Origin of the sequence: Clostridium nigeriense, from assembly GCF_900086595.1 — a bacterium.
Taxonomy (GTDB): domain Bacteria; phylum Bacillota; class Clostridia; order Clostridiales; family Clostridiaceae; genus Clostridium; species Clostridium nigeriense.
This window is the reverse complement of the sequence record NZ_LT575472.1, coordinates 961,777-975,237: the sequence shown is the minus strand read 5'-3', so window position 1 is coordinate 975,237 and position 13,461 is coordinate 961,777. Positions and strand designations below refer to the sequence as shown.

At 29.3% G+C, this 13,461-nt stretch carries 12 protein-coding genes; 1 reads left to right on the top strand and 11 read right to left on the bottom strand.

Annotation, left to right across the window (positions count from 1 at the left end):
• Positions 1–59 precede the first annotated feature (59 nt).
• The 11 genes from BN6774_RS04790 to BN6774_RS04740 all read right to left on the bottom strand — a co-directional run bounded on the left by BN6774_RS04790 (position 60) and on the right by BN6774_RS04740 (position 12,086).
• Positions 60–1,154: a LegC family aminotransferase gene (locus BN6774_RS04790; RefSeq protein ID WP_066890594.1), complete on the bottom strand. Its 1,095-nt coding sequence runs from the start codon at positions 1,152–1,154 to the stop codon at positions 60–62.
• Between the two features lie 75 nt (positions 1,155–1,229).
• Entirely contained in the window at positions 1,230–2,222 is a 993-nt protein-coding gene (locus BN6774_RS04785; protein ID WP_066890591.1) for an NAD-dependent 4,6-dehydratase LegB, read from the bottom strand.
• 11 nt (positions 2,223–2,233) lie between these two features.
• On the bottom strand, positions 2,234–3,304 hold the full coding sequence (locus BN6774_RS04780) for a nucleotidyltransferase family protein (protein WP_066890588.1): 1,071 nt from the start codon (positions 3,302–3,304) through the stop codon (positions 2,234–2,236).
• A gap of 57 nt (positions 3,305–3,361) precedes the next feature.
• Complete coding sequence (gene neuC, locus BN6774_RS04775) at positions 3,362–4,525, bottom strand: UDP-N-acetylglucosamine 2-epimerase (RefSeq protein WP_066890585.1); 1,164 nt, start codon at positions 4,523–4,525, stop codon at positions 3,362–3,364.
• Positions 4,525–5,523: an N-acetylneuraminate synthase gene (gene neuB, locus BN6774_RS04770; protein ID WP_066890582.1), complete on the bottom strand. Its 999-nt coding sequence runs from the start codon at positions 5,521–5,523 to the stop codon at positions 4,525–4,527. Before neuB ends, neuC begins: the two co-directional genes overlap by 1 nt.
• A complete protein-coding gene (locus BN6774_RS04765; protein WP_066890580.1) occupies positions 5,516–6,151 on the bottom strand; it encodes an acetyltransferase in 636 nt (211 codons plus the stop codon). The genes neuB and BN6774_RS04765 overlap by 8 nt, the downstream gene beginning before the upstream one ends.
• Positions 6,152–6,218: 67 nt before the next feature.
• Entirely contained in the window at positions 6,219–7,385 is a 1,167-nt protein-coding gene (locus BN6774_RS04760) for a nucleotide sugar dehydrogenase (protein ID WP_066890577.1), read from the bottom strand.
• A 12-nt stretch (positions 7,386–7,397) separates the two neighbouring features.
• A complete protein-coding gene (locus BN6774_RS04755; protein ID WP_066890575.1) occupies positions 7,398–8,147 on the bottom strand; it encodes a glycosyltransferase family 2 protein in 750 nt (249 codons plus the stop codon).
• 34 nt (positions 8,148–8,181) lie between these two features.
• Positions 8,182–9,498: a nucleotide sugar dehydrogenase gene (locus BN6774_RS04750; protein ID WP_066890571.1), complete on the bottom strand. Its 1,317-nt coding sequence runs from the start codon at positions 9,496–9,498 to the stop codon at positions 8,182–8,184.
• Between the two features lie 30 nt (positions 9,499–9,528).
• The gene (locus BN6774_RS04745; protein WP_066890568.1) at positions 9,529–10,707 is read right to left on the bottom strand and encodes a DegT/DnrJ/EryC1/StrS family aminotransferase; all 1,179 of its coding nucleotides are present in this window, start codon (positions 10,705–10,707) and stop codon (positions 9,529–9,531) included.
• A 197-nt stretch (positions 10,708–10,904) separates the two neighbouring features.
• The gene (locus BN6774_RS04740) at positions 10,905–12,086 is read right to left on the bottom strand and encodes a DegT/DnrJ/EryC1/StrS family aminotransferase (protein WP_066890565.1); all 1,182 of its coding nucleotides are present in this window, start codon (positions 12,084–12,086) and stop codon (positions 10,905–10,907) included.
• A 175-nt stretch (positions 12,087–12,261) separates the two neighbouring features.
• On the opposite strand from BN6774_RS04740, the gene BN6774_RS04735 reads away from it, so the two are divergent.
• Positions 12,262–13,257 (top strand): LCP family protein, encoded by a 996-nt coding sequence (locus BN6774_RS04735; protein WP_066890563.1) that lies wholly within the window; start codon positions 12,262–12,264, stop codon positions 13,255–13,257.
• Positions 13,258–13,461: the final 204 nt, after the last annotated feature.

Below are 13,461 nucleotides of genomic sequence, written 5' to 3'. Positions count from 1 at the left end.
ATAATTTTATTAATAAAATAAAATAAGTGCTATAAAAAATAGCACTTTTTTACTTACAACTAACCTTTTATAATGTCACAAATTTTCCTTACCTCTTCTTGAGTCAATGATACTGAGCTAGGTAAATTAATTCCTCTATTGCTTACATCAATAGTACCTTCCATAGAACTACATTTACTTCCATAATAAGGCTTCATATCATGCACCGGTAAAAAGAAAGGTCTTGCTTGAATCCCATTCTCTTTTAATAATTCTAAAAGTTCATCTCTTGACATCTTAAAATTATCTTCTACTAAAATTGAATAAAGCCAATAACAATTATTTATATAATCAACTTCCTTTATTAAAGATATCCCTTCAACATCCTTTAATAAATCATTATATAATTTTGCATTTCTTCTTTTAACCTCTAAGTAAGCATCCACATTTTCAAGTTGAGCTAACCCCATAGCTGCCAATATATTAGGCATTCTAAAGTTATAACCGATTTCTTCATGGTGCATAGCTCCATTTTCTGTTATAGTTTTAGTTTGATTTGATAAATACTTAGCTCTTTTACCAACTTCCTCGTTATTAGTAATTAGCATTCCACCTGCTCCAGTTGTTATTAATTTGTTACCATTAAAACTAAAACAACCTATATCTCCTAGAGTTCCTGCTAATTTTCCTTTATAAGTCGTTCCTAATGCCTCTGTTGCATCTTCTATGACATATAAATTATGTTTTTTGGCAATTCTATTAAGCTCATCCATCTCAACTGGATATCCATAAATATGGACCGGCATTATAGCTTTAGTTTTTTCTGTAATTAACCCTTCTACTTTACTAACATCCATAACAAAAGTATCTCTCTCTACATCAACAAATACCGGTACTGCCCCAACATATTTTATTGAATTTACAGAAGATATAAAAGTCATAGATGGTACAATAACTTCATCACCTTCACCGATTCCTAAAGTAACTAAAGCTAATTGAAGAGCAGCTGTACCATTCATAGTAACTACAGCCGATTTAGCATTATTGTATTTTGCAAATTCTTCTTCAAACTTATCAACAAATTTACCTACTGAAGAAACCCAATTAGTATCTAAACACTCCTTTATATATTTCCATTCATTCCCTCTAATTTCAGGTATACACAATGGTATCATCTTTATCCCACCTTTATAAATATAACTTAGAGATTATCTAAAATTTAAGATAATCTCTAATATTAAAATACTTAATTAAACATTATAGATGTCTGGTTTATAATATCTCATATTTTCCTTTATCCAAGTTATTGTTTCGGATAATCCTTCATCAATTGAATACTTAGGAACCCAATTTGTTAATTCCTTTATTTTAGTATTATCAGCCCATAATCTATTAACTTCACTTTTTTCAGGTCTTATTCTATCTTCATCACAAATTATCTTAACATCTTTTCCAATAATATCGATAATCTTCTTTACAGTGTCCCCAACTGATATTTCATAATTAGAACCCGCATTAATTACTTCCCCTATAGTTTTATCTGATTCTGCTACCTTTACAAAAGCCTCTGCAGTATCTTTCACAAAGTTAAAATCTCTAGTTGGTGTTAAACTACCTAACTTTATTTCGTTCTTTCCAGCTAAAATTTGTGATATTATAGTTGGAATAACCGCTCTTGCAGATTGTCTAGGTCCATAAGTATTAAAAGGTCTTAAAGTTGCAATTGGCATATTAAATGATCTATAGAAACTTTCTGCCATTTTATCTGCTCCTATTTTGGAAGCTGAATAAGGCGATTGACCTTGCATAGGATGTTTTTCATCTATTGGAACATATAATGCCGTTCCATAAGTTTCAGAAGTTGAAGTATGTATTATCTTTTGAACATCATGATTTCTACAAGCTTCTAAAACATTTGTTGTTCCTTCCACATTAGTTCTTACATAAGCCATTGGTGAAAGATATGAATATGGAATTGCAATTAATGCAGCAAGATGAAAAACTACTTCTTGCCCCTTAATTATTCTATTCATTCCATCTAATTCTCTTATATCTCCAGTTTCAACTCTTATACTATTTAGTACTTCTTTATCAAAGGTGTCAATCCATCCCCAGTTATTAAAAGAGTTATATTGTACTAACGCTGTTACATCTGCGCCTAATTCTACTAATCTCTCTGTAAGATGACTTCCTATAAAACCTTCTGCTCCTGTTACAAGAACTTTTTTTCCTTTTAAGTCCATTTTTTTCACTCCTAGTTATTATTTTTCTCTTTATTTTCTATTTTTTCTACCATTTCCTTCATTTCGCTAATTTGACCCATATCCATCCATGATTGTTCACTTATCGGATATACCCCTACTGGTACTCCACTATTCATATATTCTTCTACAATATCAGGTAAGTTATAAAATTTTCCTTCCGGAATATCATTTAATACTTCCGGTTCTATAACATACATTCCTGTATTTATAAGAAAAGTATATACTGGCTTTTCAACAATTTCATTAATATTTCCACTTTCATTTAATTTAAAAACTCCATAAGGTATTTGGAAGTTTTTAACTGAAGAAACAACAGTAACTTTATATCCTTTCTCCTTATGATGCTTTAATATAGATTCATAATCAGCCTCAATTAATATATCACAATTTGAAACAAAAAAAGTTTTGTCTATTTTACCCTTTAATAAACTTAAACTTCCACCAGTTCCTAACGGTTTATCCTCTTCTACATAATTAATGAAATACTCCTTATCTAACTCATTAAAATAGGATTTTATCATATTTTTCTTATAGTTAACAGTTAAATAAAAATCCTTACCACCATACAAGCAAAACTTATCTATAATCCTTTCAATTATTGGGGTATCACCAATTGGTATAAGAGGCTTAGGTAATATTTTAGTATATGGATACAACCTTGTTCCCAATCCCCCTGCCATAATCACTATAGGAATATCTTGTAATGTTCTATTTTTATTTTCAATAAGGACATTTTTATTTAAAAATTTAACGTCTAAAATATTCCTATTTAAATTAATTATTGGAACTGCTGTTATGGATTTTTCTAACATTACTTCATCAGCTGAATTAACATCACCTTCCATTAAGTAAATAGGATTTTTATTCATAACATTTTCAACTGATTCTTCCATGTTACCGTTCTTTAGTATCCATCTGCGGAAATCCCCATCTGTAAGAGTTCCTATTAACTCATCATCTTTAGATACTACAAAAAGTATTCCTTTTGCACCTGCATCTAATTTTTTCATGGCTTCTCTTATGTTAACTTCTTTTTTTATTTTTAAGTTATCTATATTCACTATATCACCACATTATCTATCATATTATGTTACATAAAATATATATACTATTATAATTTAAAACTCTATATTATAAAAGGACTTCTTAATATCTATTGGCTTATTTAATACTTTTTTAATTTCTATAATAATCTTCTCAGAAGTTTCACCATTTCCATATGGATTAATTACATTTTTTAACACATCTTTAAATTTATCACTTTTAGCATAATTAATGCTCTCAACTATTTCATTTATTATTGGTTTACAATTTATAATAGACTTAGCTTGAGTTCTACCTTTTTGTCTATCTCCTATATTAATAGTTGCTTTCTTAAAAGAAGGAGCCTCAATTATACCACTTGATGAATTTCCAATTACCATATCACAATACTTCATAGCACTAAGATATCTTTTATATCCCATCGAAGTAAAACTTATTACTTTTTCCTTATTATTGACACAATACTCATCTATAATCTTATTAATAATTCTTCCATCACTATCAGAATTCGCTTTAGTAATTATATACTTCATACCATCAACACTATCTAATGCATTTAAAAGTTCTTTAATTTGTTCTTCTGATGTACTATTTTCAAGGGTTACCGGATGAAAGGTAACTAATGAAAAGCAATTTCCTAAATCAAAGCCTATGCTTTTCTCTAATTCTTCTTTAGACATGAGCTCCATTTCAGCTATATTTTCCACTCCAATTGCTCCAACATTAAACACTCTTTGGGGATTCTCCCCTAATTGAATAACCCTTTTTTTATATTCTTCTGTACTAGTAAAATGTAAATAACTCATTTTGGTTATACTATGTCTAAAAGCTTCATCAAAAGCACCTTCTGTAGTTTCACCACCATGTAAATGAGCTATTGGAATTTTTGCAACAACTGCGGAACTACAAACTGCAAATATTTCAAACCTATCACCTAAAACAACTAACATATCAGGCTTTAATCTTTCAAAAGCTTCCGCAAAACTTATAGTAGCTAATCCCATAGATTTTGATATTCCAACAGGAGTATCTGAACTTAATAATATTTCAATTTTTTCATTTACCTTATATCCATCATCTATAATCTCATTATAGGTCATTCCAAACTCGGGAGATAAATGCATCCCAGTTACAATTAATTGCAATTCTAAATCATTATCCTTATTAATTTTATCAATTAGAGGCTTCAATAACCCATACTCTGCCCTAGTACCTGTTACAACACAAACCTTCTTCATTATAATTCCACCATCTCATCTACATAATAATCTTTTTTAGCCCTTTTACCTAATACTTCATCCCACATTTTAGGTGATAAACCTGTTCCTGGCCTCTTTATTGTTAAATTATCTTCAGTAAATATTTCTCCTGCTTTTATACTAGTACTCGAAATAATACTTTTCCTTGCTATTTTAATATTTTTCTTTTCAGAATCTGTTAGAGCCTTAATACCATTCCCTAAAGCAATTTCTACATTTCTTATAGCATCTACCATATTCTTCAATTCATTAGGTTCTAGACTTGCTTTATGGTCTGGCCCTTCCATATTTCTATCTAAAGTAAAATGCTTTTCTATTATCTTAGCTCCTAGAGCAACTGCTGCAATAGGTACTTCTATACCTTTTGTATGATCCGAATATCCTATTTCAACTGAAAAAGCACTCCCTATAGTATTCATTGCCCTTAAGTTAACCTCTTTCATCTTTGTTGGATAATCAGTATTGCAATGAAGCACTGATATATCATTTGCTCCAGATCCCCTTAAAATTTCTAATGCAAACTCTATATCTGACAAATTGCTCATTCCAGTAGATAATATAACTTTCTTACCCGTTTTAGCTATTTTCCTTAAGTAAGGAACATTTTCTATCTCCCCAGAAGGCACTTTAAAAATCTCTATCCCAAGATTATTTAACATATCTATACTTTCTAAATCAAAAGGAGATGATAAAAACATTATTCCTTTTTCCTTAGAATAGTTTATTAATTCATTATGGTCTTCATAGCTTAACTCTAAAGCCTTTAACATCTCATACTGCGAAACTTCTTTCCCCATATTATTTTTTTGATAATCGGCTTGCTTTGCAGCCTTAGTAACTAGATTCTTAGCCTTAAAGCTTTGAAATTTAACTGCATCAACCCCACATCTTGCTGCCTCATCTATAAGTTTCTTAGCAATTTCTATACTACCATTATGATTAACACCTGCTTCTGCAATTATAAAAACTTTACTCATAGAACACCTTCCTTCCAGGATTACCATAAACCTTACTATTATCTTCAATATTTTTAACTACTACACTTCCAGCGCCTATTATACAATCTTTTCCAATAGAAATTCCTTGTATTATATTAGCTCCAGTGCCTATATGTGAATTACTTCCTATGTATACTCCACCGCTCATAGTTGTACCAGGAGCTATATGTACAAATTCCCCTACTTTACAATCATGTTCTACAATTGCTCCAGAATTTATTATAGCATTATTTCCAATATAAGCGTTAGAATTTACAATAGCTCCCTTCCCTATAAAAACACCTTCTTCTACAATAGCATATTTTGATACAATTGCAGTTTTATCAATTATTGTAGGTAACTTAAATCCTATCTTCTTTAAATTGTTATATATATTTCTTCTAATACTAGTATTTCCAATAGACCCTAATGATATAAAGGCATTATTAACTCCGGAATCAAATAATTCCTCTAATATATCATCAGATCCTATAACTTTTACTCCCATTATTTCAAAGTTATTTTTCGTATCAGTTATACCAACCACTTCATAAGTTTCTAGCTCTAACAAAGAATCTAAAACACTTCTACAATGTCCACCAGCGCCTATAAGCACTACCTTTTCCATAATAGCCACCCCTAGCATATATTAGAAACGGTTAATAACTATACACACTAGTTATTAACCGCCTCCTTTAATCTCTACTAAATATATCCCTAGTATAAACCTTGTTTATCACATCAGATATATCATCAGTTATCCTATTTGCAACTATAACATCTGATATAGATTTAAATTCATCTAAATTTCTAATTACTTTAGAATTATAGAAATTATCTTCCTTTAAAGCCGGTTCATAAACTACTACCTCTACGCCCTTGGCCTTTATTCTTTTCATAACACCTTGAATAGCTGATTGCCTAAAATTATCAGAATCCATTTTCATCGTTAATCTATATATACCTACTATTTTAGGATTTTTCTTTAATATCATATCAGAAATATGATCTTTTCTAGTTCTATTAGCTTCAACTATTGCTGTCATTATATTTTGAGGCACATCTGCATAATTTGCTAATAGTTGCTTGGTGTCCTTTGGAAGACAGTATCCACCATATCCAAAAGACGGATTATTATAATGATTTCCTATTCTAGGATCTAAACAAACTCCATCAATAATTTGCTTAGTGTTAAGCCCTCTAATTTCTGCATATGAATCTAATTCATTAAAAAATGCTACTCTCATTGCCAAAAAAGTATTTGCAAATAGCTTTATAGATTCAGCCTCTGTAGAATTAGTAAAAAGTACAGGAACATCCTTTTTTATAGCACCTTCTAATAACAAATCAGCAAATATTTTTGCTCTTTCTGATTGCTCTCCAACTACTATTCTTGAAGGATAAAGATTATCATATAGAGCTCTACCTTCTCTTAAAAACTCAGGAGAAAATATAATATTATTGGTATTAAACTTCTTTTTAACCTTTTCTGTATATCCTACTGGAATCGTTGATTTTATAATCATTATTACTTCTGGATTAATAGATAAAACACTTTCGATTACAGCTTCTACAGTTCTTGTGTCAAAATAATTTTTTTCAGGATCATAATTTGTAGGTGTAGATATAATTACATATTCTGCATCCTTATAAGCTAAATAGTTATCAGTAGTTGCTTTTAAATTTAACTTTTTATTAGTTAAGTAATCTTGAATTTCAGCATCTACTATAGGAGACTCCCCCTTATTTACCATATCAACTTTCTCTTGTATTACATCTAATGCAATTACTTCATTATTTTGTGACAATAATACAGCATTAGAAAGCCCAACGTAACCAATTCCCACAACTGTTATTTTCATTTTAATATCCTCCTATTTAATCCTCAGAGTCTTTAATACTCCCCAATAACATATATGAAATGCTGATCTTATAATTGATAAATTTTCAATTTCCCTATATAGTTTCCAATGATATTTTACTAATTCAATTTTATTACTAGAGATAGAGTTACTTCTTATTCTATATTTCATTAATATATCTGGCATCCCATAGATATATTTTTCTTTTTTTAAAATTTGTAGCCATAAAGCATCATCATTTCTCTTTCTAATATTAGGAACTACAAATTTACCTAATTTATCTACATCATACATTACCGTTGAATTTCCAACAGGACAACTTAATAAAATACCATTATAATCTGTTTTTAACTTTGTTTTAATAACCTTATTTAATGGATTGCCTACTTCATCAATTTGCTCATAAGCTGTACAAGAAAAAGCATAATTATTATTTTTCATAAAATCTAATTGATTTTTTAATTTATCTCTCATCCACAAATCATCACTATCTAAAAAAGCTATATAATTTCCACTTGCTAGTTCCATTGCTTTAGTTCTTGTAACGGCAGCCCCAGAGTTTTCTTCTAATAAATAATATTTAATTCTCTTATCATTATTTATATATTTCTCTACTACTTCCTTTGTATTATCAGTTGAACAATCATCAACAATTATCATTTCCCAATTATCATAACTTTGATCGATAACTGATTTTATAGTTTCTTCAATAAATTTACCACAATTATAAGTTGGGGTAATTATTGATACTAAATCACTCATTAATAGTGACCTCACTTTCATTAACACTTCTATTCTATAATTTATAAATCTTTTCTCTATTGTTTACAACATTCTTAGTTGCATTTCTTGTATCATAAACCACTTTTGCTCTATTTACTATTTCTTCATAGTCATAAGCTGTGTGTCCAGTAGTTATAACTACTATATCAGAATCATCTATAACTTCTTTCCAATCTACTGAATAATAAGTTTTGTTCTTATATTTTGCAGTATCACAGAAAGGATCATTAACTATAACTTCAGCACCATTCTTTTCTAATAATTCTATTACTTTAAATGATGGTGATTCTCTATAATCATCTATATCATTCTTATAAGCTAATCCCATAACTAATACTTTTGAACCATTTAAAGCCTTTTTTTGCTTATTTAATATTTTCATAATATTTTCTAAAACAAAGTCTGGCATAGAATCGTTTATGATTCCTGATGTTTCAATAAGTTTTGTATGATAATCATACTCTTTAGCCTTCCATTCTAAATAGAAAGGATCTAGTGGTATACAGTGTCCACCAAGTCCTGGACCTGGATAGAATGGCATAAATCCATATGGTTTAGTTTTAGCAGCATCTATAACTTCCCACACATCTATTCCCATTCTGTTACAAAGAATAGCCATTTCATTTGCTAAACCTATATTTATATTTCTAAAAGTATTTTCTAATATTTTTTCCATCTCAGCTACTGCTGGTGAAGAAACCTTATGGATTTCTCCTTCTAATACATTTTCATATAAAGCAGCTGCAACTTCAGTACATTCTTCAGTGCATCCACCTACAACTTTTGGAGTGTTTTTAGTGTTGTAGTGCTTGTTACCTGGATCTACTCTTTCTGGTGAGAATGCTAAGAAGAAATCTTCTCCACATTTTAATCCACTTTCTTCAAGAATAGGCTTTAATACCTCTTCTGTTGTTCCTGGATAAGTAGTACTTTCAAGAATTACTATCATTCCCTTGTGAAGATATTTAGCAACATTCTTAGTTGAATTTACCACATAAGATAAATCTGGTTGTTTATATAAATCAAGTGGTGTTGGAACACAAATACATACTGTATCTACATCATTTATAAAACTGAAATCAGTAGTTGCTCTTAGTATTCCTTTTTGTGTTAATTCACTTAATTCAGCATCAACTACATCTCCAATATAGTTTTGGCCTTTATTAACCATTTCTACTTTTTTATCTTGAACATCGAAACCTATAGTTTCGTATCCAGCCTTTGCTTTTTCAACTGCTAAAGGTAATCCAACGTAACCTAATCCTACTACACCAACTTTTGCAGTTTTATTATTGATTTTTTCTAATAATTGGTCCTTTAAAACTGACATTGTTTTTCCTCCTAAACATACTGGAATCTGTTATTTTAATTTACTTATTATATAATCAATTTGTTCTTTAGTTAACTCTGGATATACAGGAATTGCGAAGGTTCTATGAGATAAGTATTCTGATACTGGCATATCTCCTTCTTTATATCCTAAATCTTTATAAACCTTTTGAAGGTGTAATGGCACTGGATAATAAACTCCTGTTGCTATTCCAGCTTCTTTTAGCTTTGCTATAACTGCTTCTCTATTTTCAGATTGTAATATATACATATGATAAACATGTTCATTATAATCTTTTGCTACTGGAGTTACTAAATCATTATTTTGTAAAGCTTCATTATAAATACTTACTATTTCTCTTCTCTTAGCATTCCAATTATCTATTTCTTTTATTTTAACAGCTAGAATTGCTGCTTGAATTGCATCTAATCTTGTGTTGTATCCAATTAAATAATTATAATATTTAAGAGGATTATAAACTGTATCATTAGCTCCTTCTACACTTTGAACTTCTTCTTCTATATTGTTAAGTAAGTTATAAGCCTTTTGCCCATTTTCTCCACTTCCATGAGTTCTAAGAGCTCTTGCAATAGTTGCAATTTCATCATTATCTGTAACTATCATTCCACCATCACCAGCACAACCTAGGTTTTTAGTTGGGAAAAATGAAAAACAAGCTACATCTCCTAAGGCTCCTATTTTTCTTCCTTTATATTTTCCACCTATAGCCTGACAAGCATCTTCTATAACTTTTAAGTTATGCTTCTTAGCTATTTCACTTATTTCATCCATATCTGCACTTTGACCGAATATGTGAACTGGCATTATAGCCTTTGTTTTTGAAGTTATTTTTTCTTCAATTCTTGTTACATCTATATTAAAAGTTTCTTTTTCTACATCTACAAATACTGGAGTTGCTCCTACTGATGATATTGCTTCAGCTGTTGCAAAGAAAGTAAATGGAGTAGTTATAACTTCATCACCTTTTCCTATTCCCATAGCCTTTAAAGCAAGTACTAGTGCATCAGTTCCGTTTCCAACTGATATTGCATGCTTAACTCCTATATAGTTTGCAAATTCTTTTTCAAAATCTAAAACCGTTTTACCCATTATGTAATTAGCTGACGATAATATTCCTAAAGTAGCTTCATTTAATTCTTTAGCTAATGATTCATATTGAGCTTTTAAATCTATTAAAGGTATATTCATAGTTATACTCTCCTTTATACTCTTATTTCTAGAAAACTAACATTTTCATTTTATCACAATTCAAAATATATATAAACTTTTTAATATAATTTTATTACAGTATTTATTTTAAAAATATAATATTTTCAAATTCTTAATACTTATTTAATAAAAAAATAGATTAACTGTATTAAAGTTAATCTATATTAAATACTATATTACTTATTTAAAATATTTTTTACTTCTTTTACTAATTCTTCTGCTACATATTTTACATCCTCTAAATCTAAAGTACTATAAACTGGAAGAGATATTTCATTTTCATATTGAGCATATGCATTTGGGTAATCTTCAACTTTATATCCTAAATTCTTATATAGTGTAAACATTGGAAGTGGTTTATAATGAACATTAGTTGATATTCCCTTTTCACCTAATGTCTTAATAAGTAAGTTTCTCTTTTCTTCATTAAATCCCTTAATTCTTAATGGATATATATGATATGAACTTTCTGTTCCTTCACCATATTCAGTTACTGGAATTATAGAGAAATCCTCCTTCTCTAATATACTTGTATAGGTGTCAAATATTTCTTTTCTGTACTTTAACATATCTTCATATCTAGTTAATTGAACCCTACCAATAGCAGCATTTATATCTGTCATATTACATTTAAATCCATCTGTAATTATATCGTATTCCCAAGCTCCTGCTTTCATCTTAGATAAGGCATCTTTTGATTGTCCATGTAAGGCAGTAAATTTAAAGTCTTGAAACAGATTTTCTCTTCCTCCAAAGTTATTATCATTATATGTGATAGCTCCACCCTCTGCAGTAGTAAAATTCTTAACTGCATGAAAAGAAAAACTATGAAAATCACATTGAGCTCCAACTTTATGTCCCTTATACTTTGCTCCAAAAGAATGGGCTGAATCTACTAAAATCACTATATCTTCTCTATTTTTTTCCTTTAAAACAGATTTAATTTTATCATAATCACAAGGTATTCCTGCAAAATCTACAGGCATAATTACCTTTGTTTTTTCTGTTATTAACTCTCCCATTTTATCATAGTCCATAAAGAATGAATCTTTAGCGACATCACAAAAAATAGGCTTTATACCTCTATGTATTGCTACACTTGCAGTTGCAGTATATGTATAAGGAGTAGTTATTATCTCATCTCCCTCCTTAATATCAAGCACTTTAAGCACAAGCTCCATAGCTGCTGTTGCACTATTTAATGCCACTGCCTTATTTGCTTCACAATATTCAGCTAATTCTTCCTCAAACTTTGCTAAAGTAGGTCCTGAAGTAATCCATCCTGACTTTAATACTTCCACTACTGCATTGATTTCTGCTTCAGAAATATCTGGAGGAGAAAAAGGTATTTTCTTCATTTCTATCATCCTTTCAATCATATACTTTCTACTAAAAGTTTTCTTATTTATTATATAACTCAATTATATTAAATACAAACTATATATTATATAATTATTTCTTACAATTATATTACTTAATTGAAAGAGATAGGCGTTCTATGATAAAATATTAGTTTGAAAGGGAGTGTAATTAATGTCACGTATAGAAAAAGGCATCCATAAAAAAAAGAAAAAAAAGAAATCTTTTGGTTTTAAAATATTTATAGGATTCCTATGCGTATTACTAGCTTTTGCAGTAATTGGGGGAGGATATTTTATAGGTCTATTAAATAAGATGGATAGCGTTAAATTAAATCAAGATAATTTAGGAATTATTGAAGATGAATTTAAAGATTATAATAATGCCAGTAAAATAAAAAATATAGCTTTATTTGGAGTAGATGCTACTGATGGAGAAGCAGGCCGTTCTGATTCAATTATGGTAGCGACTTTAGATCCTGTTCATAATAAACTTAAGCTAACTTCTATTATGAGAGATTCGTATGTTAATATAGATGGCTATGGAGATGATAAAATAAACCATGCTTATGCTTATGGTGGTCCTGAACTTGCTATTAAAACAATCAATGAAAACTTTGGATTGAATATTCAGGAATTTGTTTCTGTAAACTTCTCTTCTCTTCCTATAATAATTAATATTCTAGGTGGAGTTGATATAGAAATTACTAACGAAGAATTAGAATATATAAATAGTTATATAAATGATATTAATAAAAAAGATGGAACAAACTCACCTCATATAACTTCTGCAGGTGTCCAACACTTAGATGGAACCCAAGCTCTTGCTTATTCTAGAATAAGATATACTTCTGGTGGCGATTATAAGAGAACAGAAAGACAAAGAACTGTACTTGCAGCTTTATTTAATAAAATAACTTCTACTTCAATAGCTTCTTATAACTCATTATTAAATGAAGTTTTACCATATGTACAAACTAACTTAAATGCAGGTGATATACTCTCTTTAGGCACTAAGGTACTTAGTATTGGAAATAACTTAGAACAAGATAGATTTCCGAGAGATGGTTATAGTGAAGGTGCCATGATTAATGGAACTTATTACTTAACCTTCGATAGAGAAACTGCTAAGCAACAAATGAGAGACTATATATTTAATGATATAAAATAAAAATATCCTTATAAATGATTATTAATAAAAAATGTGCTAGTATCAAAATAAATTTTGATACTACCCGATAAAAAGGTGGATTAATTAATTTAAACCACCTTTTTGCACATAATAATTATATGAAAAAGATTATTAATATTCATCAAATAGTATTGCAAATTAATTTAGAAATTATTACACCTAAAGACTATTCTATAAGATCGA

Coding starts and splice junctions, on each gene's coding strand:
- BN6774_RS04765 (WP_066890580.1), bottom strand. CDS start 6,151: ATGGAAAAGGTAGTGCTTATAGGCGCTGGTGGACATTGTAGAAGTGTT.
- BN6774_RS04760 (WP_066890577.1), bottom strand. CDS start 7,385: ATGAAAATAACAGTTGTGGGAATTGGTTACGTTGGGCTTTCTAATGCT.
- BN6774_RS04745 (WP_066890568.1), bottom strand. CDS start 10,707: ATGAATATACCTTTAATAGATTTAAAAGCTCAATATGAATCATTAGCT.
- BN6774_RS04790 (WP_066890594.1), bottom strand. CDS start 1,154: ATGATACCATTGTGTATACCTGAAATTAGAGGGAATGAATGGAAATAT.
- BN6774_RS04750 (WP_066890571.1), bottom strand. CDS start 9,498: ATGTCAGTTTTAAAGGACCAATTATTAGAAAAAATCAATAATAAAACT.
- neuC (WP_066890585.1), bottom strand. CDS start 4,525: ATGAAGAAGGTTTGTGTTGTAACAGGTACTAGGGCAGAGTATGGGTTA.
- BN6774_RS04735 (WP_066890563.1), top strand. CDS start 12,262: ATGTCACGTATAGAAAAAGGCATCCATAAAAAAAAGAAAAAAAAGAAA.
- BN6774_RS04740 (WP_066890565.1), bottom strand. CDS start 12,086: ATGAAGAAAATACCTTTTTCTCCTCCAGATATTTCTGAAGCAGAAATC.
- BN6774_RS04785 (WP_066890591.1), bottom strand. CDS start 2,222: ATGGACTTAAAAGGAAAAAAAGTTCTTGTAACAGGAGCAGAAGGTTTT.
- neuB (WP_066890582.1), bottom strand. CDS start 5,523: ATGAGTAAAGTTTTTATAATTGCAGAAGCAGGTGTTAATCATAATGGT.
- BN6774_RS04755 (WP_066890575.1), bottom strand. CDS start 8,147: ATGAGTGATTTAGTATCAATAATTACCCCAACTTATAATTGTGGTAAA.